This window comes from Pokkaliibacter sp. MBI-7 (genome assembly GCF_029846635.1).
Classification (GTDB): domain Bacteria; phylum Pseudomonadota; class Gammaproteobacteria; order Pseudomonadales; family Balneatricaceae; genus Pokkaliibacter.
In genome coordinates, this window is record NZ_JARVTG010000001.1 from 4269586 (window position 1) to 4295490 (window position 25905).

Consider the following 25905-nt stretch of genomic DNA (forward strand, 5'->3'; position numbering starts at 1 on the left):
GTGAAGGAATATAGTGCGCTTTCGCACTTTGCCTTTTTTTATCCGTAGTGCGATTCTTATGGTTTTGGTTAGAGTCTTTATTCCGAGTTATCCAAGGACAGTAGATAAATGAAAAATTCAGAAGAGCTTTATCTGGTTCATGTGCCTGCTCTCGTTGCTGTTCTTTTAAGCAAAGAGAAAGAAAAGGGTGCTCCACTCACAGAAGCTGAAGTGCAGGAAATCACCAATAACTCAGAATGTATTGCCATGCCGCTGTATGCCAAAAGGGAAGTCGAGGAGTCCAGAGGGTATGTGGACATCAATCCTGAAAACTGTTGGGCAGAGTGGTTGGTCGCCAGAGCAGCGTTGAATCGTTCCTAACTTATCGTTAGAAGGGTAGAGGCTGTTCATAGTTCAGTATCACAGGGCCGCCTTTCCCTTGACCCGAAAGCAATTCCCTTCCTACACTCGTCGCCGTTTTGCCAGCAGGATGCGGCACTTCCCGAAGGATCGGCATTCTGCTTCCCTATTTTTCTGCTTCCAATTCCGCTTTATGGATAGCTCTGGCTGCATGGATGATGCCTGCCTATGTTGCATATTTCCTTTAAGGATCAGACCGGCGCGTTGCTGGTGCTGGTTGATTCTCCCAGCCGTGTTTCCGGCTTGGCTCGCGCCCCCTCGGCGCGCCTGACGAACTTGCCTGATCTGGCAGGTCAGTCCCTGTCACAGGCGCTGAGCCATATTGGCAGCCGCGCTGCGCAAAGTGGCAATGTTGTACAGATGGGGCAGGCTGCTGCCGAAGCGGTCGATCAGGGCAAATTGCATCTGTTTTTTCTTTCGCAGGGTAATGCGCCCAAAGGTCATGGCCGTGGGTATGCCGCTATCACCCTCAAGGACAAGCCACTACCGGCGGTGGTGGGGCCGGGCTGTTTTGCCAGCAGCAAGGTCGGCGGCTATGAGCCTGATATGACGCCGGGACCAGCGGTTGCCATCAGCACGGTGCCGGGAGCACTGGGCATGACAGGCCGCTCCATGCCGATACAGAGCACGCTGGTTGATGGCGTCAATGTGCTTTTTGCTTCGTCTTCCAGCGCTGTTGATCCAATGGATAGCTTGCTTGAGCTGGCGACACAGTTAAGCCCCTACAGTCAGGCGCTGAGTAAAGGCAGCGGCGTTATCAGTGGCTTATCTCAGGCTGCCGATGCATTGAAGAACGGTAACTTCGGTGATGCCCTGCTGGGTGCGGCTCAGGCCGTGCTGAATATGGCCAATAAGCTGCCCAAGCCTGAACTGATTGCTGTAGCGGGGAGCCAGCACGACAACAGCTCAGGCAACAAGATGATGTTTATCGGTCAGGCGGTACGTGAACTGGCTGAGTTTAAACGCTATCAGCCCGCCATGACGCGAACACTGGTGGTGTTTACGCCGTCTTACAATGAAACCATGCTTATAAAAGCCCGCGACTCTGCAAAGATGTATGAAGCGGGCTTTGTCACCGTGTCGAACGCGGCAGAACTGATTCGCTACCTGAACTCCGGGCAGGATCGACAGCAAGCGCCTATTCAGCAACTGTCTCTTTTCAGCCACGGCGTACCGCAGCGTATTGCCTTTGGCTACGACCTGTCGGTGGACCGTCAGTTATCACTGGATGTGCTGAACTACAGCCAGATTTCACCTCAGGCCTTTTCTCCCTCTGCTCATATCGACAGCTACGCCTGCCGAACGGGGATGGGCAACCTGCCAGACTACAAGTTTGAAGAGGCCGTGCAGTTCTTCCCGCAAACCAATGAGAGCCTGGCGCAGTTGCTGGCTAACCATCTGAGCATTCCAGTGCGCGCCTTTATTCGTCGCTCGGACTACAAAAATACCTGGGGCACCATGGAAGAGCGGCAACTGGGTAAAGTCTGTTCACTGAGTGATAACGCTATGCCCAGCGAAGAGTGGTGCACGAGGTGGCAGCAATTAGAGGCTGAGCGACAGAACAACCATAAGGGCAGCAATTTTACCTATCAGAATGTAGGTGCTACTAACCCTGTGATTTCAGGTAGTACCCCTGTTGGTATTCCCGGAGGGCATTATGAATTTTTACCGCAATAAAGGTTTCTGGATTGGCAGTGCTCTCGTACTTCCCGTGTTTTTAGCTGTAAGCAATTATGGATACAAGATAATGACAAGCGTATACAACACTGACTTTGGCAATGGCTTAGTGATCTATGCGGATGACTATGTGCGAACCGGTAAGTGGGTATTTGACTGTGTCTATTCACGTTTAGTAAGTCGTGAGCCACTGCCGGTACCTGCTCAGGGGCTTGCTAGTGCTAAGAAGATTTCACTCAGTACTAACCTGTCGTCGTCAAACAAGGGGGATACTACAATCGCGGAAGAGGTGATTAACGCTGTCACGAGTACGCCCGGTTGGTACAAAGGATTGCGTTATCTTTACTCTGGATTGAGTGAAAGCAGCGACCTTAGATATCACACGTACTATATGATTGCCATTTATCAGGGGCAGCAATGGGCAGTAGAGGTTGACCAGTCTATTTTTTCTAGCAAAAAGTCAAGCTTCGAGATCAACGCCTTTCCCTATGACCCCGCCACTTATGTGGACTACGCCAAAGCCATGGAAGAAGCCGCCAGCAGCTGTTCTGTACCGCAGTAAAGACAGTCCTTTGTGCTCGAAGGTAATACGTAGCTAAAAGGTCGCTGCTGTCTGAGCCGCTACCTGATTCTTTAAAGCAAAAAAAAGCCGAAGGGTGCGGACGCCCTTCGGCCCAAAGTCCGGCCTGCCCGCACAGGGTGATGAGCCACTGTAGCGGGCACCCCAGCATCTGGGGTCGGCAGTGATTGGAAACTGCCTGCCGGTTCAGGGTGCGTATTCATCAGGCTGAAGACGTCAATCCTTCCAGCCTGATCCCCCTGGTCACCCTAAATCGTAAAACGTATTCATAACGCTGTGCTGTGCTACTGCCAGGCAGGCCCGCCCATTACCTGCGGCAGATACAGCGCCACCTGCGGGAACAGCAGCACCGACAGCAGCACCAGCAGTTGCAGCACGATGAAAGGCACCACGCCGCGATACATATGCTGCAGGGTAATTTCCGGCGGGGTGATGGCGCGCAGATAGAAGATCGACGGTGCCAGCGGCGGCGTCAGATAGCTGGTCTGCAGAATCACCAGAAAGGCCACGCAGAACCACACTTCATCAAAGCCAAGCAGGCGCACCACGGGCATCGCTACCGGGATGATGATCAGCACCACCGACATCATGTCGAGGACAAATCCGGCGAGGAAGGCAATCAGCAGAATCAGCGCCAGAATCGCCCAGGGCGCCAGCCCCGTGCCCATCAGCATCGCCTGCACAGTAGCCATCCCGCCGGCGGCGAAGAACACTCCGGCAAACATATTGCCGCCCATCACGATCATCAGAATCATCGCCGAGATGGAGACGGTGCGCTGGCAGGAATCCCACAGCACTGCGAGGGACAGATTGCGATAGCACAGTGCCAGCAATACCGAGCCCAGCGCGCCGCAGGCGGCGGCTTCGGTAGGAGTCGCCAGACCCAGCAGAATGGTGCCGAGCACGGTAAAGATCAGCGCCGCTGCAGGCAGTAATGCTGTCACCGTCACCTGCAGTTTTTCCGCTATGGAGAAATGCTCACGGTCAGCCGCCGAGCGCGGGGCCAGTTCAGGCTTGAGATAGGTGATGATGATCACGTACAGCAGGAACAGCACCGCCATCATCAGCCCCGGTAACAGCAGGCCACTGAACAGCGAACCGACCGATACGCCAGCCACCGGCCCAAGCACTACTACCGTGATGGAGGGCGGAATGGCCGTACCGAGCGAGCCGCTGGCACAGATCACCCCGGACAGCAGGCGTTTGTCATAGTGGTGCTTGAGCATGATCGGGATGGCCAGTATGCCGATCACCGCTTCGGTCGCACCGACCACACCGCTGGCGGCTGCAAAGACGGTCCCCAGCAGAATGGCGCCGACACCAAGGCCACCGGGCAGGTTGGCGGTCCAGACATGGATGGCGCGGAACAGCCGCTCAGCAATCCCGGCTTTTTCCAGAATGGCGCCCATAAAGATAAACAGTGGCACTGCAGCGAGGATGGCATTGGTGGCGGTTTCCTCGATCTTGGTCAGCAGCTGATAAGCCGCCACATCACCAAACAGCAGCAGGCCGAAAATGCTCGCCACCAGCATCATGGCAAAGGCGATCTGCACACCGGCAAAAATGAACAGCATCAACAGCGGGAACATCAACAGCGACAGATACTCACTCATGCTGCGTAGTCCTCTCTGCCCAACGCCTGACGAATGGATTTGATCAGTTCAGCCAGCACTTGCAGGCTGAACACCAGAAAGCCCGTAAACCACGACAGATAACCTGGCCATAGCACCGGGTTCCAGGCGGATCGACCGGAGCGCTCGCCACTGCTGAAGGCCTCCATAAAGTAGTGATACAGCTCCAGCGTCAGCCAGCCGCTCAGCGGCAGAAACAGCAGGTAGGCGAGGGTACGCAGTACGCCGTTGGTGCGTCTGGACAGAGTAAGGGTGATGACATCGACACTGACGTGCTGACCGATGCGCAGGGCATTGGCGATACCCAGCATAAAGATCGCACCCATGACCATGTAGCTGACTTCAAAGGCCCACAGAGTCGGGGAGTTGAGCACGTAACGGCTGAACACTTCCGTGACCAGTGCGCCGACCAGCGGCAGGGTGAGTAAGGCGGCTAGGGCACCGGCAAAGCGGGTGATGGCCTCAATGATTGTGATTAACTTCATCTTGTTTGCTTCATCGAAGTACCTGAGAAGGCGGCAGCAGACGGGGGCGCCCGCCACCCCGGCGAGGCTTCTGTGTGTGCAGAGCCACGGCAGGGCGGGTGACGGTATTGCTCTGCCGGGCTGTTGCTTAACAGACCGACAGTCAGAATGGAGACCCGGCTGTGTCTGCCTGCCAGACGGCTGCGAGGTTGCTCTGTCAATCCGCTAGCGGGACAACTGACATCAACCCGCAAGCGGGATCACTGACAAAGCGGGGGAGACGCAGCAGCCGGGTCGGTACCTGTTGCGCGGGTGAGGTCACCCCACCCGCGCAACGGGCTTACAGCTCGGAAACACCGATCTGCAAGCGGTACTCGGGCCAGCTCTGCATGTCCTTCTTGAAGGTACGTTGCGAGTCCAGTACGCGTTTGAACCACTCGTTCTTACCGGCGTATTCGTCTTCCCACCTGGTGGTTTCCTCATACACGGCTTTGATGAACGAAGGGTCCAGACGCACGATTTCGTTTTTGCCGTTCTTCAGCTCTTCGTAGGCTTTCAGGTCGGCATAGGAAGAAGACAGCCAGGAGTCGAACACCGACAGCCTGGCGGCATCACGCAGTACGGTCTGCTGTTGTGGATTCAGACCGTCCCAGACTTTTTTGTTGATCTGGCATTCCAGTACGCCACCTGACTGGTGAATGCCGGGCAGCACCACATATTTGGCAACATCCTGAAAGCCGGTCGGGCGGTTCATTTCCGGGCTGCCCCATTCGGCGGCATCAATTACGCCACGTTCCAGTGCCGAGTAGATCTCACTGCCTGCCAGTACCACGGTGGAGGCACCCAGACGCGAGGCAATTTCAGCCCAGGCGCCGGAGGTGCGCAGGCGCAGGCCTTTGAAGTCTTCCAGCGTGCGAACGGGCTTGTTGGAGTGCAGGAAAATTTCCGTACCCAGAATCGAACAGGGGAAGGCCACCACACCGAACTTGTCCAGACGGTACTGTTCGTAAAGCTCGGCGCCGCCGCCCTTGTACATCCACAGCATGAACTCTTCCGGCGTCAGGCCGCTGGAGTGACCGGCCAGCAGTGCGGTGGTCTGGTCTTTGCCGTAGTCGTAATTGATGTAGTTATGGCTGACCTGTGCCACGCCGGATTTCACCGAGTCAGTGACTTTCAGGGCGCTGCCCAGCGTACCGCCGGGAAAGACTTCGATATTGATGCTGCCGTTGCTCAGCTCCCTGACGTGGGTGGCGAAGGACTGGGCATCGCGCTCCAGCCAGGGGCCGCCAGACCAGGGCGTAGCCATACGCCAGTTAGTGGTGCCGTCAGCGGCAGCGGTGAACGACACCGAGGCAATGGCGGCGGAGAGGGCTGCGGCAGATAGAATTCTTGTTAGCTTACCCATGGCATTTCCTTTCTCTGGTAAAAGGCGAGTCTCTGGTAACCCGGCATCGCTACAGCGAGCGAGTGGTCTTCATGGCGCGGAGCGCCCAGGTTGGGGGCCGGGGCTCATACGCTGCCTGCTTTCACCGGTGCGGTGAAACAGGCCGCGCCTGAGAGCATCCGTCGGCCTTTATCAGCAGTCGAATTCCGACTGCATTTCTTCAGCACGCTGCGCACAGGCATCCATGGCATCCTGGACGATCTGACGCAGCTGCTTGTCTTCAAAGGTGGCGATAGCGCGTTCGGTGGTGCCTTTGGGTGACATCACGTTGCGCATCAGCTGTTCGGTGGAGTGTTCGCTGGCCAGCGCCATCTGCGCCGCCCCCAGCCCGGTCTGCAATGCCAGCCGGCGTGCGGTGTCCCGCGGCAGGCCAAGGTTGACTCCGGCATCGGTCATGGCCGTCAGGAACAGGAAGAAATATGCAGGGCCACTGCCGGAAATGGCGGTCACGGCATTGATCAGCGCTTCGTCGCTGACCCATTCAACGATGCCGACAGCACCCAGCAGCTGTTCCGCCGCTGCGCGCTGGGCCACTGACACTTCGGCACTGGCAAACATGCCGGTGGCACCGGCACCGACCAGTGCCGGCGTATTCGGCATGGTGCGGACAATGGCATGGCCACCGCCCAGCCAGTGGTCGAGGGTGGTGACCTGCGCACCGGCCGCGATGGAGATAATCAGCGGGCGTTCGCTGCGCTGTTGCAGCACGGCAGCCAGCGGCTCACACACCTGCTGCATGATCTGCGGCTTCACCGCCAGTACGATGATGTCGGCATCGGCTGCTGCGCTCAGGTTGTTGCTGCTGGTATGAATGCCGAAGCGCTGCCGGACGCAGTCCAGCTCCGCCTGTACCGGCGAAGTGGCTGTGATCAGACTGGGCGAATAGCCGCTGCTTATCAGACCGCCAAAAATAGCGCTGGCCATGTTGCCTGCACCAATAAAGGTAATTTTGTTAGACATGGTAAAGACGTTCCGCAGGGTGGCTTCGTGCTCTTCTCGGGAGAGCCATACGAATCCATTTATTCTTGTCAGTATTACTGCAGGCGGTCTTGTTTCAGGCTCATAAGCTTTTGACTTATTCTCAGACGCTTATTTTGTTGCCAATTTATTGCGTTATTTTTCGGCGGCAGCTTGTCCTTTTATTTTCTTTCCTATATTTTGCGCCGGTATTGATTTTCTAATTCAGTGGGTATGGGAATTCAGTTATAGGGATCGTTCAGATTTAGGGACAGTTAGCCGCCCGGGATAAATCGGTGCTTGCACCGAACCTCCCGAAGTTGAGTCGCCGCCATGTACACACGTATCAGTTCTCGTCCGTTGCCCAACAGTTGTCTGCATCATGACCACGATTACCACCAGCTGGTGATCGCGCTGCGCGGCCGGGCCGAGTTCGAGATCAACGGTTGCAGTGGCCGGGTTGACCCGCTGCACGGCTGTCTGATTCCCGGTGGGGATGTGCACTTCTATGAAGGCATAGGCAACAACACCCATATCATCGTTGATCTGCCGCTGACGGTGGTGGAAGGGGAGCTGCTGCGGCTGTTCGATGCCGCTCAGTACTTCGAGGCGGATACCAGTATGCGGCTGCTGCTGTCTTACCTGCACCGTGAAACGGCGATGTGGGAGAAAAGCCCGGAGGCCGCGGAAGGCGTGGCTATCTGCCTGCTGACCTCACTCTATCAGCGCTCTTTCGACAACCGCCGGACGTTGCTCAGTCGCGGCAAGCTGGACCTCCCCGCACTGGAGGAATACATCCTCCGTCATCTCAATGAACCTCTGCCGGTGTCCCGTCTGGCGCGTTTTGCCCATGTCAGCGCCGGCCATTTTCATGCCTTGTTCCGCGAAGAAGCCGGTATGACGCCGGGCCAGTACCTGTGGGAACTGCGTCTGAAACGCGCCCAGCAGCTGTTGCTGGAAACGACACTGCCGCTGGTGGATGTGGCAGAGCAGGCCGGTTTCTCCAGCCAGAGCTCCTTTACCCATGCCTTCCGCCGCCGCTTTGGTGTCTCTCCTGGCCGCCTGCGCAAGCCCTGCTGACGGCCTTTGCTCAGGCCATATTCAACTAACGTCTTATTTCTTTTAATTCCCGCTGATAGCACGTCACGCCTTAATTGTTTTTTTGTTCAACGATCTAAACGTTTAAGTAGTTATTGCCAGGAGTTATCTTTCTGGAAGTGTAAACTTATTTATATCTGAGCTTTTCTGATAACAATAAATAACGGCTGGTATTCCATTCTGGTAAATGTTGTATAGCGTTTTTTATATATGAAATGGCGAATAAGGAATGACGCTATTAATCGATGTGGCGAAAAGTCTATTTTTAACTGAATGCAGACGTTGGAATAGCATTATTTCCGGGAGCTATTTTTTCTGCATTTAAATGGAATAAAGCGGGAAAAGTTCGTGAACTTCGTTCATCTTGCGGCAAGCGTCTGATAATGATTATCAGAACGGAGATTTATCCTGTTGATGCTTCTGCAATCAGCAATCCTTGCTGGCTGAGAAGGAATGAGGTCAGGTTCTGCCTGAATCTGACTGCCCTCACTCCCTCTCCTGAGTTCGTCAGGCCGCAGCGGCGGCAGGTGACGGATTACCCTGACGCAGGGTGAGGCTGGGTTCGCCATTAACCCCCACTGCCGCGGCACCGGCCACCGTCACCCGGCGTACCACCCGGTGCTGATCACCATAGTCGTTGACGGCGTAATGCTGGGTGGCGCGGTTATCCCAGATCACCACATCATGAGGCTGCCACTGCCAGCGCACGGTGTTTTCCTGCTGGGTCACACGCTGCTGCAGCAGTTCAAAAATACGCGCCGAATCACGGCTGCTAAATCCCTTTAGCTGTTTGACAAAGTGCCCAAGCAGCAGGGCTTTTTCACCGGTTTCCGGGTGGACATGCACCACCGGGTGCTCGGCCTCCCAGACGGTGGAGACAAAAATCTGCTGATGGTGCTGCAGCCGTCGCTGCTCCTGTACCAGCCGGTCGGCACCGTAGTCATAGTCGTTGCTGTGAATGGCCCGCAGCGATTCGGCAAAGCGCTGCAGTGGCTCGGGCAGGCGCTGGAACGCCACGGCGGTATTGGCCCAGACCGTGTCGCCACCAAAGGCAGGCAACTGCACGCTGCGCAGGATGGAAATCTTCGGGAAGTCAGCGACAAAGGTGACATCGGTATGCCAGGAGTCGGCACGGCCGCCGCCGTTGGCCGTGTCCAGCTCAAAAATCTGTGTGCCCTGCGGTGCCGGTACGGTCGGGTGGGCAACGATCCTGCCGAAGCGTTCGCCGAAGGCCTGATGGCTGGCATCGGTCAGATGATGCTGGCCGCGGAAGAACAGCACCTTGTGCTTCAGTAGGGCCGCATTCAACTGGGCGAAGGTCCCTTCATCCAGTGCCGGAGTCAGGTTGATGTTGCGAATCTCCGCGCCAATATGACCGGCGACGCGGTGCAGATCCAGTAGTGGAAAGTCTTTGCTGAGGTGATGGTGAGTCGTCATGGTGCAGCTCCCTGTGCCTGATGCCTTAGGTATCGTGAGTGGTCGATCAGTCGCTGATTGGCTGTCGATGGGCGCAGTGTAGGAGAGCCGGGGGCCGGCACAAATCTGACTTGCCGATATGTATTGCAGGCGGGAGCGCATATCTAATCCCGTCGTTCGGGATAGGGCGCAGAAGCGCCAAAGGCACCGCTCAGGTGCCTTTGGCTGTGTGTTTATCTCATGGCCTTTTCGTCAGTGGCTGAGTGGGCTCAGTGCCAGCATGGCCCCCAGACCCATGAGTACGGAGCCAATCAGCTGGTTGATGCACACCTGCCAGTTGAGCACCTGCTGGCGCAGTTGTGGGTGAGAAAACAGCAGCGTCACCAGCGCAAACCAGAGCAGATGAGCTACCGACATAAAGGCGCCATAACCCAGCTGTACCGCCAGAGGGGTGGTGGGCTGCACCACCTGGGCGAAGGTGCTGACCACAAACAGCGTGGTTTTGGGGTTCAGCGCATTGGTGAAGAAACCACAGCGCCATGCCTGCCAGCGGCTGAGGCTGCCTGCGGGTGCATCACCCCCGCTACTGACCGGGGCGGAGCGGAATATCCCCAAACCCAGATAGAGCAGATACAGAGCGCCCAGCCATTTCAGCGCCGTCAGCAGCAGTGGCGCGTGGTGCACCAGCGTACTCACGCCGATCAGTGCATAGCTGACATGCAACAGCACACCGCAGGCAATACCCAGCGCTGCCAGCAGCCCGATAACACGCCCGTACATCAGGCTGGTACGGGTGATCATGGCAAAGTCAGCGCCGGGGCTGATCACCGCCAGACAGGTGATGGAAACGATGGCTGCAAGTTCGTTCATGGTGGCTCTCATCAGACAGGGGAAACAGGTTTACGCAGGCAACAGCCGTCAGGTGTTGCGGGGGCCAGTCTGCCATGCGTGGGAATTGCTAAAAATCGATGATTTGGTACAGCCCTATGTGAGATAAACTCACACTATTTTTATGTTGATCCCTGTTTTTTGCAGCTGCCTGCTTTTTCTGGCAGGCCGCCGTTGTGACGGCGCACGTTCTGAGGAGTCACCATGGCCCGACGCCTTCCCCCACTCAATTCCCTGCGCGCCTTTGTTGTTGCCGCCCGCCACCAGAGCTTTAGCCGTGCTGCCGATGAGCTGTGCGTCACTCACGGTGCCGTCAGCCGGCAGATCGCTACGCTGGAGCAGCATCTGGGCGTCAGCGTCTTTGACCGTACCCCGCAGGGGGTCATGCTGACCGATAAAGGCAGGGTGTTGCTGCAGGGATGTGCGCAGGCCTTCACCCTGCTGCACGACAGTGTGGATGCAGTTATGACCCCCAGCCTGAGCAGCGTGCTGGTGTTGTCCTGTGAGCCGACACTGGCAATGCGCTGGCTGATTCCCCGACTGGATAATTTTCAGCAGCAATATCCCGACATCCAGCTCAGTCTGCTGACCGCAGGTGGCGTACCGGACTGGCAGCGTGGCGGTGTGGATCTGGCGTTGCGGCGCAATGATTTTCCACTGGCAGCGGGCACGGTGGTACAAAGGCTGGCGGCGGAGATGACCGGCCCGGTGTGCGCGGCCGGGCTTGATGAGACACAGCCGCAATGTCAGCTGCACGCCGCGACCCGGCCACAAGCCTGGGCCGACTGGCTGGCACAGTGCGACAGCACACCGCCGTTCAGCGGGCAGCAGCGCCAGTTCGAGCATTTCTACCTGACCCTGCAGGCGGCTGCGGCGGGGCAGGGGCTGGCCATGGCGTCCCTGTATATGGTGGCGGATGAGGTACAGCAGGGGCGCCTGCAGGCACCCCGGGGATTCCGGGCGGATGGTTCGGAATATGTATTACTGGCGCCACAGCCTCTGGCCGCAGGCAGCCCCCAGCAGCTGTTTGCGGACTGGCTGCAGGGGCAGATGCAGCAGACGCTGACACAGTTAACCGCTCTTGGTTCTAACAGTTAACCGCTCTTGGTTCTAACAGTTAACCGCCCTTGGTTCTAATTGATAAGTATTCTCATTTGCTATAAAGTCCGCAACCTTTGGTAATACTTGAGGACGCGGGCCGCAGCGCAACCAGCGCTGTAGCTGCCCGGGTCAGTATGGGTGATGAGGCGAATGGCATGAGCGGCAGTCGTTCCGAACTGGATAGCGTGGGTGAGCTTTACGCTGGCCACCAGCAGTGGCTGGCGGGCTGGTTGCGACAGCGTCTGGGCTGCCAGGATACGGCAGCCGATCTGGTGCAGGACACCTTTATGCGCCTGCTGGCCAGACCACGGCTGTTTGCCAGTGACGGCGACGCCCGTGCTTTTCTCACCACAGTGGCCAAGGGCTTATGTGTGGACTTCTGGCGCCGCCACCAGATTGAGCAGGCGTGGCTGGAGTCTGTCCGGCAGCTGGATATGGCTGTCGTACCTTCTGCCGAGCGGCAGGCCATCATCATGGAAACCCTGCTGGAGCTGGATGCCCTGTTCAGCCGCCTGCCGTCCAGGGTCGCCAACGCCTTTATCCTGTCGCAGGTGCAGGGCCTGACCTACCGGCAGATTGCCGAGCAGCTGGAGGTGTCCGAGCGCATGGTCAAACGCTATATGGCCGAGGCCATGCTGCACTGTGCGCTGCTGCAGGATGATCTGGATGACGATGGCGACACCCTGCTGCTGAGCGAGGTGGAGGATGACTGACACCCTGCGCCACAACGCCACCATACCTTGCCGGGATGCCAGCGCTTCCCGCGATGCCTTCGAGCGGCTGGAGCAGGCAGCCCACTGGTTCGCCATACTCACGGACGATGAGGTCAGCGAGCAGGATCAGCAGCGCTGGCAACAGTGGCTGCAGGCCAACCCGGCCAATCAGCAGGCATGGAACAAGATTCAGCGGGTCAGCCGGCGTTTTGAAAGCCTGCGTGAAGACAGCGACAGACTGGCGGTCAGCACCGTGCTGCAGGGCAGTTCGCAGCGGCACATACATCGCCGCCGTCTGCTCAGCGGGCTGGCGAGTGTCATGGGCGTCAGCCTGTGCAGCTGGCTGAGCTGGCGGGTGACGCCGCTGCCGCAGTGGGTTGCCCACTGGTCGGCGGATATTTCGACCGCCGTCGGCGAAGTCGCCTCGCACCGGTTACAGGATGGCACGCAGCTATGGCTGGGCAGCAGTAGTGCGGCCAATGTGCTGTTTGATCAGCAGCAGCGGCGGTTGCAGCTGCTCAGTGGCGATGTACTGATTGAAACCAGCCATCAGCCCGATCCGCGTCTGTTTGTGGTCAGCACTGCGCAGGTCCGGCTGCGGCCGCTGGGGACGCGCTTCAGTGTCAGGGCGGAACAGGGGCGCACCACGCTGGCGGTCTTTGCCGGAGCGGTGGAGTGCAGCGGTCTTGATGGCCGCGTGCTGGCGGTGATCCGTGCCGGCCAGCAGATCAGCCTCAGCGATGCAGGAGCGGGCACCATCAGTGCGGCGGCGCCTTACCAGCAAAGCTGGGCAGCCGGTGTGCTGCAGGCTGATGATATGCCGCTTGCGCAGTTGCTGGAGGAGCTGGGGCGTTATCACCGTGTGCATCTGGGGGTTGATCCGGCCCTCGCTGAGCTGCGGGTGATGGGGACTTTCCCGCTGGATGATCTGCCGCTGGTGCTGTCGATGCTGTCGCAGTCATTGCCGCTGACGGTCAGTCAGCCGCTGCCGTGGTGGGTTTCCCTGCGGCCGGCTGTAACGCTGTGAGCAGGTTGTCGCCGCGGCGGGTCAGCGCTGTCATTCTCTGTTTTTGAAAACCGTCATGCTCTGTTTTTGAAAACCGTCATTCTCTGCTTCTGAAAAAATTTTGAAGAAATCTGCATTGGCCATGTCCCCTTTTGCCCGACTCGTTCGGTAAGGGAATAAGAAAGGTTCTTATTCTTGTTACGGAGAGTCATTCATGACTGTCACCTCTCATCGACGCAGTTGCGCCGTGCTGAAGCCGCTGGCTCTGGCTATCCATCTTGGCTGCCTGTCACTGACCGGGCTGGCATTGCCTGCGTTTGCCGAAGCCGAGTCGGCGATGCTGGGCCAGGTGCATCAGTACGCCATTGCTGCCGGGCCGCTGAATGCCGCGCTCAACCAGTTTGCCCGTGACTCGGGCCTGTATATCAGTGGCCTTGGCGAACTGACGCAGGGTAAACAGACGGCGGGTTTGCAGGGCCGCTATGCGGCAGGGGAGGCGTTGCAGCGTCTGCTGGCGGGTAGCGGATTGGGTTACCGCCTGAGTGGCGAGCGGGCCGTGGTGCTGCAACCGCGCATCCAGAGCGGCCGCGATGAGAATAACGATCTGATTCTGGCGCCGGTCACCATCGAGGCCAGCAGCGAGACGGTATTTGGTGATAACGGTGAAGGCGGGATGGGCGTCTCTGTATATAACCAGAAGACCATCGAGGCGATCCCTACCGGGGCGGGCAACCTGACCGATCTGCTGCAGATCAACCCGGCGGTGGATTACAGCCGCTCCAGCAGTAATTCGGCCAGCAGTGGCAGCATGCGCCCGGATGAAATCTCCATCCACGGTCAGGCCTTCTACCAGAACGCCTTTATCATCGATGGCATTGATACCACCAGCGATCTGAACCCCGGCTCTGGCGGAGACACCTACAGCAACCCGATCACCCCCACCAATCTGTCGATGCTGGGCGGCAGCTCGCCACAGTCCTATTACGTTGATCTCGATGCGCTGGAAATGGTCAAGGTCCACGACAGCAACATTTCGGCTGCCTACGGTGGTTTTACCGGCGGGGTGGTGGAGGCGCGGCTGAAGCGCTACAGCGGCGAGGATTCGGTCTCCATCAAATACGGCATGCAGTCCGATGCCTGGGAGTCCTTCCATGTGGCAGCAGATGACGAGGAAGACTTCAGTAATGCCGACAGTTACGACGGCAGCTTTACTCCTGATTACCGCAAACAGAACTTTTCCCTGACCGCCCTGCAGGGCATCAGCGATAACCTCGGCGCCACCGTCACCCTGTCACGGCGCACCTCACGCTTTCGTCAGCAGTATGAGAATGCCGCCGATGAAGTGCGCGACATCTACTACAACGACACCATCGACAACCTGATGGGGCGCTTCGACATGGCGGTCAACGACCGGCTGGATCTGGGCCTCAGCTACCGTTACGCCAACCGCTATCACGACGGCCTGACCTCTTCCACCTACGACGGCACCTTCGAGAAGGCGCATCAGGGTTACGGGCTGGGGGCGGAAATGGCGTACCGCTTTGATCAGAGCAAACTGCAGATGCAGCTGGCCTTCGACAGTGCGGCGGACACCCTGAAGTCAGACAGTGCCACCTTTGCTTACCATCCCAGTGCCAACTACTACGGCAGCCCGGCCTATGCCGGTGCCTATGGTGATGTGAACCAGCAGCAGGATACCTACACCTTCAAGGTGGACTGGCAGCGTGATGCCATCCAGTGGGGGCCGACCCGTCATCAGCTCAGTGCGGGCAGCAACCTGCGCTATATCAACGCCTACTATGAGCTGCCACGGGACATCGAAAGCTACGTCTACAGCTGTATTTCCGGCAGTGCGGCCAGCGGCTGTAACGACAGTAACGGCGATGGCGTGCATGACAGCAGCGATGAATACCTGCGTACCTACGCCGTCAATCAGGCCAACCAGCTCAGCAAGGAATACGGCCAGCTCAGCCTGTACGTGCAGGATGACATCAGCCTCGGCAAATGGCAGCTGACCGCGGGCCTGCGTGCCGATCAGGAAACCCTGCTGGATAACCTTGATCTGTCACCGCGTCTGGCCCTGCAGTGGGATGCCTTCGGTGACAAGTCGACGGTGCTGATGGCCGGTGCCAGCCGTTACTACGGCCGCAGCTTCCTGCGCTATGCCATCAACGACACCCTGCGCTCATGGCGTACCTCGACCACTTACAACAGCGATGGCAGTGTGCGCTCCACCAGCCAGACCAGTGATCGCTCCCTGCAGGACTACAACCTGCGCACACCGTATTCCGATGAACTGGCGCTGGGCATCACCCAGCAGCTCGGCCCGGTGGCGGCCACACTCAAGTACGTCAACCGCGAAAGCCGTGATGGCGTGCAGCGTACCCGTGATGACGATGGCCTGTACTACTACACCAACGAAGGCCGCAGCTCGACCGACGAGATCACCCTCGAAGTCAGCAGCCGCGATGCGCTGCAGCTGTGGGGCAGCCAGACCCGCGCACTGCTGGGGATCGGCTGGAAGCAGAGTGAGAGCAATGCCCAGAGCAGCGAGGACAGCTATGACGAAACCTACACGGACGAGCAGATCTACTACCACGGCAATCTGATCTACTCCGATCAGCTGCCCGCGTGGGACTACAACATTCCCTTCACCGTCAAGTTCAGCACTGTTACCGAGATCCCCGGCTGGCACCTGACCTGGTCCAACTTCGTCAACCTGCGCAGTGGCGGCACTACCGCCGTTGACAGTGGTGAGGACTACACCGGCAGCGATGGCGGCAGTTACGACATCTACGAAGACCGTAACTTCGACGATCTGATCACCCTCGATACCCGCTTCCAGTGGCGCCCGCCGCTGTTCAGCAAATACGAGGGCTACGTTCAGCTGGAGGTCAACAACCTGCTGGATGACGTGGTCGACACCAGTACCAGCAACAGCTCTACCTCCTACACCGCGGGCCGTCGTGCCTCGGTCGAGGTCGGCCTGCGCTTCTGATGCCGTGGCTGGCTGAGCACGCCTGCATGAGCCGGCCGATTCTGTATTCGTCTGTCTGTATTTAGAGATTCCACCATGATGTTTCTGTCTCTGGCCTGCCTGCGACGGCGGGCCGCTGCGCTGGCGGTTGTCACTGGTCTGGCGACCAGCCCGCTCCATGCTGCCGCCACGGTGCCTGGCCCCTCTGACCCCTCCGTTATGGCGCTGACGCCTGCCCAGGCAGAGCAGGCACTGGCCTGGGACAAACGGGTGGTCCGCGGTGAGCTGGCCAACGGCCTGCGTTACTTTCTGCTCGACTCCCGAACCCTGCCCGGTGCCAGTCAGCAACAGCTGCAGATCAACCTGCTGGTGGATGCCGGTGCGCTGGATGAAGAGGAAAACCAGCTGGGCGTGGCCCACATGGTTGAGCATATGGTGTTTCACGACAGCAGCGGCTTACCTCAGGGCACGCGAGCGGCGCTGGTTGCGCTGGGATTGCGGCAGGGCAGAGAGTTTAACGCTGTCACCAATGCGGAAATGACCCGTTATATGCTCACCCTCAAGCAGCCTACCAGTGAGCGAACTGCCGCACTGCTGCAGGTGCTGGCGCAGATGGCCTTTCACGCCAACCTGCGTCAGGCGCGGCTGGACGAAGAGCGGCTGGTGATCAAGGAGGAATGGCGCGGCAAGCTGGGCTTGCGTCAGCGCATCAATGATCAGAAGAAAGCGCTGTTGCGTTCGGGATCCCGCTATGTGGACCGGCCGGTCATTGGCACGGAGAGCAGCATTGACCAGACCCCGGCCAGCGCGCTGCAGCGCTTTTATGCCGACTGGTACGCACCCAACAACATGGCGCTGGTGGCAATGGGGCCGATGGACCCGACGCAGCTGGCTGTGCTGATTGAGCAGCAGTTTGGCAGCGCCACCGCCCGTACCCTGCCTGTGCGCCACCCGCGCGATCCGCAGCTGCATGATCAGTTGCAGCTGCGTGCCATCAGTGACAAAGAAAGCAGCACCCACCAGCTGGTGGCACTGCTGCGCTTTCCTGAAGGCGATAGTGGTGAACAGGCAGACGGGCTGGCAGCCGCGCGCCAGCGTCTGGTGGCCTATCTGGCCCGCGAGCTGCTGACCGCGCAGATCAGCAGGCAGCGTGAGGTATTGCCCGACGGCGTGAAAAGCCTGAGCGTGACCAGGGGCGAAGTGTCGGACCATGTCGGTATTCTCGGTTTTGCCGTCAGCGTCGAGCCGGAGGGTTATCAGCAGGGGCTGCGGGCGCTGCTGACGGAAATCACCCGGCTGCAGCAGCATGGCATCTATGCCGATGATTTCGCTCGCGCGAAGGAGAAGGTACGCACGACCGCCGAGAACAATATCGAGGCGGCGCAGCAGCGCGGTGACCTGTGGCTGGTCAAGCTGGTGGATGCGGTCAGTCGCCAGCGGCCATTGCCGGATGCCCGGCTGAGTAATCGCCTGAGTCTGTCGCTGATCGACAGCATCACGCTGGCCGAGGTCAATCAGCAGCTGCGGCGCTGGCTGAGTGCGGAAGACCGGTTGCTCTATACCCAGTCAGCAGGCGGTGTTGAGGTCAGCCTGCCCGAGCCTGCAGCGATCCGGCAGTTGTGGCGGCAGATCGGGGAGCAGCCGCTGGCACCGCTGCAGCCTTATCAGCAGGTCACCGTGCGGCAGATGCCCGAGCCACGGCTGCCACGCGGGCAGCTGTTGTCGCAGCAGGACACGCCTGATCTGGGGATCACCGAATGGCGCTTTGCCAACGGTGACAGTCTGGTACGTATTCGCCCTGACCACTTCCGTCAGGACGACGCCGGAGATGCGCTGGAGCAGGAGGCACAAGCACGCTCTGCCCCCGCTGGCGACAGCCTGCAGGAGCGCTTGTCTTTCAGGGCAGTCTCCAGCGCTGGCTTTAATCAGCCGGGCAGTGATCCGTGGCTGCCGCAGCTGGCCGGTAAGGTGGCTATCAACAGTGGTCTTGAGGGCTGGAGCAAAAGCCAGCTGCGGCTGTGGGAGAAAAACCAGCAGGTTAACCTCAGTGTTGAACAGCAACCGCAGCAGCTGAGCTTCAGTGCCACCCTTCGCAATGAACGCCTGCCAGCGCTGCTGGCCTACTACCATCAGCTGCAAAGCCAGCCGTGGCTGGATCCGCAAGTGGTGGCGGACACCCGCGACACCCTGCTCAAACAGCTCGCCGAGCCGGTGCGACAGCCGCTGCAGCAGTTCAGTCAGGCGCTTGCTCAGGCCCGTGCCGGTGATGAGCAGGGGTTACAGCCAGCGCAGGCGATGGTCAGAGCACTGAACACCCGGCAACTGCAGCAGCAGTGGCAGGCTCAGCTGCGGGTGCCCGTGCGCTACTACGTAGTGACCGATATGGCGGATGAAAAGCTACTCGATCTGGCCCTGCGTTATCTCGCCAGCGTGCCGCGCGATACTAAGGCAGCCTATCCGACGACGGTCGCCAGCCCGGTGACGGGTGAGCAGCATCTGGAGCTGGCCATCAACAGCGAGCCGCAGGCCTGGTACTCCCTGCGTGCCGAGCTGCCTATGGTCTGGAGCCCCGAACGTGCTGTGCAGATGGCGGCGCTGGGGCAGCTGCTGCAGGACACCCTCAGGCAGCAGCTGCGTGAACAGGTGCAGGGAATTTACCGGCTGGAGAGCGAGCTGACCCTGACGCCACCGCCACTGGTGCTGCAGGCCAGTGGCCGCCAGCAGGCGGTGAATGGCCCCGGCAGACTGCAGCTGAGCCTGCGTTTTTCCAGTGACCCGGCACGTATCGATCAGCTGGCAAAAATGAGTCAGCAGGTGCTGCAGCATCTGCCCGCTGCCATCAGCCCGGCGTGGCTGGCCCGTCAGCGCACGCAGTTTGCTGAGGCAGAACAAGCACGACTGGGCGCCGGTGTTGCCGCCACCCTGCTGCACCGTCTGCAGCTCAGTGAAGAGCAGTTTGGCCACTCCGGCTATCTGCACACCATGAACGGTCTGCCACAGAGTTTCGATGAGCAGGCCCTGCGCCAGCTGGCCAGTGGCTGGCAGTGGCAGAGCTGGGTCGAGGGCGTGCTGCGCCCTGATCCCCGGCTGGGTGTGAACTGAGCGCTTCGAATTTTTTTATGTTACCTGCCGGGTGCGTGCTGACCTGCCCGGCGACCGTGATCAGAGCTACACATGACTACAACGAACAAACCATCCCCTGACGCTGCAGAGAGTGGCGCAGATCGTCTGCATACCCACCAGCACCGGCATTTTCTGAGTAAGGTGTGGGCGCTGGCCCGGCCCTTCTGGTATTCCGATGACAAGTGGTGGGCCCGTGGCCTGCTGCTGGCGGTGATTGCCCTGTCCCTTGGCGGGGTCTATCTCTCGGTGTGGTTTAACCACTGGTACAACAGTTTCTACACCGCGCTGCAAAACAAGGACGCTGCCGGATTCTGGCTGCAGATTGGCTACTTCTGCCCGGTGGCGGCAGTGGCCATTCTGTCGGCGGTGTATCGCTATTATCTGCGCAATATTCTGGAGCTGCGCTGGCGCCGCTGGCTGACCCATGTCTACTTCGAGCGCTGGCTCAGTCAGCGCGCCTATTACCTGCTGGAAGTCAGTGGCGGCATGGCGCAGGGGCAGGGCACCGACAACCCTGATCAGCGTATCGCCGAAGACATTGATCGTTTCACCACCCTGACCCTGCAGCTGGGGCTGGGGTTGCTCAGTTCGGTGGTGTCGCTGTGCAGCTTCACCCTGATTCTGTGGAACCTGTCTGGTGAGCTGGCCTTCTCGCTGGCGGGTTATGACATCGTTATTCCGGGCTACATGGTGTGGGTGGCGCTGCTCTATGCCGCCATCGGCACCTGGATTGCGCACCGGCTGGGGCGGCGTCTGGTCCCCCTCAATTTTGAGCAGCAGCGTCGCGAGGCCGATATGCGCTTTGCGCTGGTGCGGGTGCGTGAGCATGCCGAGTCCATTGCGCTCTATGGTGGGGAAGAGGTGGAGCGCGGTGCCCTGCGTCAGCATTTTCAGCAGATATGGGATAACACCTGGCAGGTGATGCGTACCCAGAAGCGCCTGATTGGCTTTACTGCAGGCTACAGTCAGGTGGCTTCCGTGTTCCCCATGATTGTTGCCGCTCCCCGTTACTTCAGCGGTTCGCTGGCACTGGGCGGCCTGATGCAGATCAACAGCGCCTTTGGCCATGTGCAGGATGCTCTGAGCTGGTTTATTGATGCCTATGCCAATCTGGCAAAGTGGCGCTCGGTGGTGGATCGTCTGACCAGCTTTACTGACCGGCTGGATGCGCTGGAGCAGGAGGCACAAGCACGCTCTGTGCAGCAGGATGAACAGATACGTTCTGTTCAGCAGGCAGCAAGCGCGGCGGTGGTGAGCGTCAGTCCGGCCAGCATCATGGCCAGTCAGGCCGCTGCGGTTAAGGCTGCAGGCACTGGTGGTTGCGACGCGGGCTGCGGCTGTGCAGACAGTGAGGAGGCCTGCTGCAGCGGTGGCTGTGGCGCCTGCGATAGCAGCGGTGACGAGCCGGATGATGCCGATGCCCACACCAATAGCGGCTGCGGCGTGGGCTGCAGCTGTGTGGCCAGCGATCAGGATGCGCCTGAAAGCAGCGCTGTCGCTGACATCGCCTCCGGGCTGCAGGTGCGCAATCTGCAAATTGCCCTGCCCGACGGGCAGACGGTGCTGCAACTGGCACAAGGGCAGGTGGCTGCGGGCCAGCATACCCTGATCAGTGCGCCCTCAGGTTTTGGCAAGAGCCTGCTGCTGCGGGTGATGTCGGGTATCTGGCCGTGGTGGCAGGGCAGCGTATCGGTGCCGGGCGCCATGATGTTCCTGCCGCAGCGTCCGTATCTGCCGCTCGGCAGTCTGCGTCAGGCGCTGGCTTATCCGGCGGCGACGTCGCGCTACAGTGATGCGGACTATCTGCAGGTGCTGCAGCAGTGCCGTCTGAGTCAGTACCAGCACCGGCTGGATGACGTGCAGGGCTGGAGCCACAGCCTGTCGCCGGGTGAGCAGCAACGGCTGGCCATCGCCCGCGCCCTGCTGCAACAGCCGCAGTGGCTGTTTCTCGATGAAGCCACGTCCGCGCTGGACGAAGATACCGAACATCACCTCTACAGTCTGCTGCGCCAGCAACTGCCCGAGACCACCCTGATCAGCGTGGCGCACCGGCCAACGGTGGCGCCGTTTCACCAGCAGCACTGGCAGCTGAGCACCATGTCGTCCTGATGGGCGCTCAGCCTGTAATGGCTGGTTATCTGTGTTTCCAGGCAAGGCCGCTGTAACAGCGGCCTTTGTGTTTTCTTGTTACGCCACCGCTGTTTCTGCAGGGAGCTTGATTCAGGTAAAGGTATTTTTCCGTAAAGAACGCTGCAATGTGGTTTCTGTAATCGAAATAACGATTGATTCCAGCTACCATCCAGCCTTGGTGCCCAAGGGTGGCTTGTGGCGAGTCGAACAGTATGGGGCGCAAGTGGTATGACCCAGACAGCGGGTAACGACTCAATTCCTTTCAATTTTTACCGTGAATCCTCAACTACCGTAAACCCTCTACTCAACCGGGGGCACACTGATGGCGGACAATGAAGCTGCTGGTATCTGTCCTCTGTGTGGTGGGCCCAACTACTGTGCCTTTCTTGGCCAGATGCCTGTGCATACCGTGCAGGAGCAGGTGGCGGCGGTGCATACCTGCTGGTGTTACGGGGTAGACTTCAGTCAGGCATTACTGGGGCTGGCTGCCCTGCAGGGCGGCACGCCTTCCTGTATCTGTGAACTCTGTGTACGTAAGTCTGAGCTACACTCGGAGAGTGACAGCGAACCTGCTGCCACCGAACCCTGGTGGCTGAGCGAAGAGGACCATCGCTGACCGGCGAGGCTTTTACGGAGCAGTCTGGTTTTAGCTGGGCAGTCTGGCTTTCGCTGGGCTCTCTAGAGGGAATCAAGATGACGACCAGAGTGATGTTGAGTGGCAAGCAGCAGGGCGTGTTGCAGGGGATGGTCATCGCCGCCCTGATGGTGGTGACCGCCGAAGGGGCGGCGCTGTGGTTCTCCCCCAGCTTTTTGCTGCCGGATATCGATGTCGCCACCGGAGTGGTCAATCACGCCAGATGGCTGGTGCTGCTGGTGTTACCGCTGCTGATCAATATTGCCCTGCTGGCCAAACATCGTTTCTTCCATGCTGAAGACATTGATGGCAGTGCCCTGAGCGAAGGCTCTCAACGTGCCAGGCTGTTGCAGGCGACCCTGCAGAATACCCTGGAGCAGACGGTGCTGGCCTTTGCCGTACAGCTGATCTGGCTGATCGCCATGCCGATCAAGGCGCTGACGGTACTGCCGGTGGCTGCGCTGCTGTTTCTGGTCGGCCGGACGCTGTTCATGCTCGGCTATGCCCGCGGTGCTGCGGCCCGTTCGCTGGGCTTCGCGCTGACGTTCTATTCCTCGGTCTTTCTTTGCGTAGGCGAGCTGATCTGGTTCGTACAGCACTGAGTACCTGTTGCCCTCCTTGTTGCCGTGCAGACCATCCCCAATTAAAGGCTCGGATGGAAGCAGTCAGAACGTGTTCGCGATCTGCTGCGCGTCGGCCTCACAGCGTTGAAAAGTGCTCCGGAATGCTTATTCAAGGTGACTCACCTTCTAACAGGCTGTTGAAAATCTATCTGCGTTGCCGAATACCGCGTCAAAAACAGGCTAAAAATGCTCATTTAGTCCACTAAACTCCGCTTTTTCGCCTGTTTCTTGTGTCCTCGGGGTATTTCCTTGTCTCGGCTTCCTCGATAACGTTTTTCAACAGCCTGTGAAGGAGGCTCAACTCCGTTTCCTCAGCGCTTTTCGCCCGGTCTGGCCTTAGCTCGTGAAATCGTGGGCACGTTCTTGGATACCGAGGTTCTGCATAATGACTTTCAAAGGCTGGAAAAAACGTTTCTCTATGCTGGCTGGCGGGGCGCTGTCGTCACCTGCCCGACGGGTGTTGCCGCTGCTGGTGCCCGCCCTGCTGACGGCCTGTAATCAGGTCGCACCTTCTGCGCCATCGCAGGCTGAGCCGGTGCCCGACGTAGTACCTCTGCCACCGGGGCTGGCCAGTGTGCCGGTGAAGGGGCAGGACTTTATCGCTTACTCCACCACGCCCTGTTTTGGCTTCTGTCCGGTGTTCGATGCCGTGTTGCTGGCCGACGGGACGGAATACTTCAATGGTCATCAGCATGCCGCCCAGCAGGGTATGACTGAGCGCAAACTGGATCCGGCTGTCTTTAAACAGGCCAGCCAGATTCTGCAACAGACCGACTTCTTCTCATTGCCGGGCAATATCACCAACCACAGTGAAGATGGCAGCGGCCCCGCCGAGGTCTGTCAGCATTACCGCACCGACGGCCCGTCAGTGCAGATCAGTGCCCGCAGTGGTCAGCAGAGCAAGAGCGTCGATTATTACACCGGCTGCAGCAGTAACCGCATCACCGACCGGGCGGCGACGGTCAGTGAGCAACTGCGCGAGGTACTCCGGCTGGATGAGCTGGCCGTCAGCAGGCGCTAGCTGCTGCTTTTTCCCTTATAAAGCGAGTAGAGCTGCTGCTTTTCCTGTGATCGCTGCTTATCTATATGACTTGTCGTACTGACACGAAGCTGAAGCAGCCGCGACGTCACTCGTTGATGATCAGCAAAAGTGGATGCGTTGGATAATTAAAAGGGCGCACTGCTGTGCGCCCTTTTTTAGCTCAAGAAAGCAGGTGCAAACGCTGGTAGAGCGCTTCCAGCTCGGGGTCATTGACCACTTTTACATGTCCATCCGGGCCGATGCTCACCGCGTTACCATCGAAATTGGTATAGCTGAGGGTAGGCTTTTCGGTATAGGTCGGCATCAGGCGTGACAGCATCACCGTGGCCACCTGCTCACCCAGTCGCAGGCTGCGGGTGTTGTCACTGCGCCAGTGTACGCCTCCCATGCTGCGCCCCATGGCCACATTGGAGGCCAGCTTGTTAAGCTCACCGCCAACCGTCATGGCACCTTTATCATTACCTGTATAAATCCGTAGCTGGGTATCGGGGTCGAATCCAGCCTGGCCGGGGTGCATTTGGCCTGCTACCACAATTTCAGCAGCATGAGGGGCTGTGAAGGTGCCGCTGAAATAGGGGGAGGGGTCTTTCGAAGCGGGGTTAGCGAAGGCTTTCAGCTGAGTTATAGGCTGGCCTTCGTCAAACCACGCTTTGAGTATGGTGACGCAGGCACCGGCTACGCTGGCGTGCCCAGCACCGTATGACGGGTGGCAGGGGCTGCCAGCACTGAAGGCCATCGGCAACAGGTATTGATCGACAAACCGTCTGCCTGTCTTGTTCCACAGGGTTGCAGGGAAGAATCCTTCAAATGTTTCCAGCGGCAAGCCATAGTTTCTGCCTTTACGGGCCTGAACGTGCAACAACCCGCCGTAGACCTCAGGCCGCAGTCGGCGGTGCAGCCACTTCTGCCGCCACACGACTTTCAGTGCGCGGGTAGCTACCTCCGATACCAGCGCCAGCAAGTTGGGGCCGCCCAGCGTACCAAAGCCAATCTGCCGATGCAGGGCATTGTAGGGATTGTGTGGATCGGTATCCGCTCCCCAGCTGTCCAGCAGCAGTGCCGCATTGAAGTAGGTCTGGTGCAGGGCATCCCGGTTTACTAAGCGTGCCAGATCGCGCAGGGTCTGGATTCTGCGACGCTGTGGCTCATAGTAAAGTTCACGCGTTGCGGCCTGAATACCACTGGTGTAGTTGTTGTCCTTCCCATAGTCATTGTTGAACTTGTCCTTACCTGTTTTCTGCACCGCCAGCCACTCGTCAAAGGTGATCAGATAGTCTCGTCGCGCTTTGTAAGGCACCAGCGTCTGCTGAATCAGCTGTGCGCCATAGTTGATATCGTGCAGCAGAAACTGGCTGATCAGCGGGCCTTTGTCTTCACCTTTCAGGCCACAGCGGAACAGGGTTTCAGGCTCGATATGCAGCTGCCCATTGTTCTGAGGTAAATCCAGACCCAGACGCAGGTCGCCGGTGGTACGACCCTCTGCATCCAGAGCTTTCTGATACGCCTGCTTTATATTGTTGCAGGCATTGTTGACGCATTGATGGCCCGGAGCAGTTGGGAGGGCAAAGTCGTTGAGGTCAGTGTCACGCAGCTTGGCCATCCAGTACAGCTCCACCATTTCGGCAGCGGTGGAGTAAGACAGGACGCTGGGGGCAGGCAGCATCTGCAGGTCTATAGGGTTAGGGCCAATGATATTGGTTGCCCGCCCGGCCTGAGGGTTGACCAGCTGAGCCGCCGTGAGTTGGCTGGGTGTACCGTTAGCGGGAGGAGGGAGGTTGAGGTTGGTAACAGGCGCGCTGGCTGGGGTGAGTTCAAAATCGCCGTGCTGATCACAGATTTTTTCAAAGGCGATATAGGATTGGGCATCGACCTCCCCCTTTTCGTTGTGGGGCAGAGTTTTATGGAAGTTGCCCAGAAAACGGGCGCCATCAAACACGAGAAGATCATCGCCGTTAGTAACGGTACTGACAGGAACGGGGGTTTTCTGCATGATCGTTTTTCC

The 25905-nt window shown here is 58.9% G+C and carries 20 protein-coding genes; 13 read left to right on the forward strand and 7 right to left on the reverse strand.

Annotated features, from left to right (window positions below):
* Positions 1–108 precede the first annotated feature (108 nt).
* From QCD60_RS18880 to QCD60_RS18890, 3 genes are all read left to right on the forward strand, one after another.
* Positions 109–360, forward strand: a complete 252-nt coding sequence (locus tag QCD60_RS18880) for a hypothetical protein (RefSeq protein ID WP_279787757.1) — start codon at positions 109–111, stop codon at positions 358–360.
* Between the two features lie 207 nt (positions 361–567).
* Positions 568–2076, forward strand: a complete 1509-nt coding sequence (locus tag QCD60_RS18885) for a hypothetical protein (RefSeq protein ID WP_279787758.1) — start codon at positions 568–570, stop codon at positions 2074–2076.
* Complete coding sequence (locus QCD60_RS18890) at positions 2057–2638, forward strand: hypothetical protein (RefSeq protein WP_279787759.1); 582 nt, start codon at positions 2057–2059, stop codon at positions 2636–2638. The genes QCD60_RS18885 and QCD60_RS18890 overlap by 20 nt, the downstream gene beginning before the upstream one ends.
* Before the next feature lie 302 nt (positions 2639–2940).
* Here the strand turns inward: QCD60_RS18890 and QCD60_RS18895 are convergent, their stop codons facing one another.
* The 4 genes from QCD60_RS18895 to proC all read right to left on the reverse strand — a co-directional run bounded on the left by QCD60_RS18895 (position 2941) and on the right by proC (position 7155).
* Complete coding sequence (locus QCD60_RS18895; protein ID WP_279787760.1) at positions 2941–4269, reverse strand: TRAP transporter large permease subunit; 1329 nt, start codon at positions 4267–4269, stop codon at positions 2941–2943.
* Positions 4266–4772 carry a TRAP transporter small permease subunit gene (locus tag QCD60_RS18900; protein WP_279787761.1) on the reverse strand — a complete coding sequence of 169 codons (507 nt, stop codon included), beginning with the start codon at positions 4770–4772 and terminating at the stop codon, positions 4266–4268. The genes QCD60_RS18895 and QCD60_RS18900 overlap by 4 nt, the downstream gene beginning before the upstream one ends.
* 319 nt (positions 4773–5091) lie before the next feature.
* Positions 5092–6156 carry a TRAP transporter substrate-binding protein DctP gene (dctP, locus tag QCD60_RS18905; RefSeq protein WP_279787762.1) on the reverse strand — a complete coding sequence of 355 codons (1065 nt, stop codon included), beginning with the start codon at positions 6154–6156 and terminating at the stop codon, positions 5092–5094.
* 171 nt (positions 6157–6327) lie between these two features.
* Entirely contained in the window at positions 6328–7155 is an 828-nt protein-coding gene (gene proC, locus QCD60_RS18910; protein ID WP_279787763.1) for a pyrroline-5-carboxylate reductase, read from the reverse strand.
* A gap of 330 nt (positions 7156–7485) precedes the next feature.
* On the opposite strand from proC, the gene QCD60_RS18915 reads away from it, so the two are divergent.
* Positions 7486–8232, forward strand: a complete 747-nt coding sequence (locus QCD60_RS18915) for an AraC family transcriptional regulator (protein WP_279787764.1) — start codon at positions 7486–7488, stop codon at positions 8230–8232.
* A gap of 525 nt (positions 8233–8757) precedes the next feature.
* On the opposite strand, the gene QCD60_RS18920 is transcribed toward QCD60_RS18915, so the two are convergent.
* Positions 8758–9687, reverse strand: a complete 930-nt coding sequence (locus tag QCD60_RS18920) for a TauD/TfdA family dioxygenase (protein ID WP_279787765.1) — start codon at positions 9685–9687, stop codon at positions 8758–8760.
* Positions 9688–9918: 231 nt separating this feature from the next.
* Positions 9919–10536, reverse strand: coding sequence for a LysE family transporter (locus QCD60_RS18925; RefSeq protein ID WP_279787766.1), 618 nt, complete (start codon positions 10534–10536; stop codon positions 9919–9921).
* A 222-nt stretch (positions 10537–10758) separates the two neighbouring features.
* On the opposite strand from QCD60_RS18925, the gene QCD60_RS18930 reads away from it, so the two are divergent.
* The 9 genes from QCD60_RS18930 (at position 10759) to QCD60_RS18970 (ending at position 23882) form a co-directional block, all read left to right on the forward strand.
* The gene (locus QCD60_RS18930; RefSeq protein WP_279787767.1) at positions 10759–11652 is read left to right on the forward strand and encodes a LysR family transcriptional regulator; all 894 of its coding nucleotides are present in this window, start codon (positions 10759–10761) and stop codon (positions 11650–11652) included.
* 158 nt (positions 11653–11810) lie between these two features.
* Positions 11811–12368, forward strand: coding sequence for a sigma-70 family RNA polymerase sigma factor (locus QCD60_RS18935; protein ID WP_279787768.1), 558 nt, complete (start codon positions 11811–11813; stop codon positions 12366–12368).
* Positions 12361–13395, forward strand: a complete 1035-nt coding sequence (locus QCD60_RS18940; RefSeq protein ID WP_279787769.1) for a FecR domain-containing protein — start codon at positions 12361–12363, stop codon at positions 13393–13395. Before QCD60_RS18935 ends, QCD60_RS18940 begins: the two co-directional genes overlap by 8 nt.
* Before the next feature lie 193 nt (positions 13396–13588).
* Positions 13589–16372, forward strand: a complete 2784-nt coding sequence (locus QCD60_RS18945; protein WP_279787770.1) for a secretin and TonB N-terminal domain-containing protein — start codon at positions 13589–13591, stop codon at positions 16370–16372.
* Positions 16373–16447: 75 nt separating this feature from the next.
* On the forward strand, positions 16448–19453 hold the full coding sequence (locus tag QCD60_RS18950; RefSeq protein WP_279787771.1) for an insulinase family protein: 3006 nt from the start codon (positions 16448–16450) through the stop codon (positions 19451–19453).
* Positions 19454–19525: 72 nt separating this feature from the next.
* On the forward strand, positions 19526–21583 hold the full coding sequence (locus QCD60_RS18955; RefSeq protein ID WP_279787772.1) for an ABC transporter ATP-binding protein/permease: 2058 nt from the start codon (positions 19526–19528) through the stop codon (positions 21581–21583).
* A gap of 343 nt (positions 21584–21926) precedes the next feature.
* Positions 21927–22220 (forward strand): cysteine-rich CWC family protein, encoded by a 294-nt coding sequence (locus QCD60_RS18960; RefSeq protein WP_279787773.1) that lies wholly within the window; start codon positions 21927–21929, stop codon positions 22218–22220.
* A gap of 77 nt (positions 22221–22297) precedes the next feature.
* A complete protein-coding gene (locus tag QCD60_RS18965; protein WP_279787774.1) occupies positions 22298–22840 on the forward strand; it encodes an MAPEG family protein in 543 nt (180 codons plus the stop codon).
* Between the two features lie 406 nt (positions 22841–23246).
* A complete protein-coding gene (locus QCD60_RS18970) occupies positions 23247–23882 on the forward strand; it encodes a DUF6438 domain-containing protein (RefSeq protein WP_279787775.1) in 636 nt (211 codons plus the stop codon).
* Positions 23883–24063: 181 nt separating this feature from the next.
* Here the strand turns inward: QCD60_RS18970 and QCD60_RS18975 are convergent, their stop codons facing one another.
* Entirely contained in the window at positions 24064–25893 is a 1830-nt protein-coding gene (locus QCD60_RS18975) for a vanadium-dependent haloperoxidase (protein WP_279787776.1), read from the reverse strand.
* Positions 25894–25905: the final 12 nt, after the last annotated feature.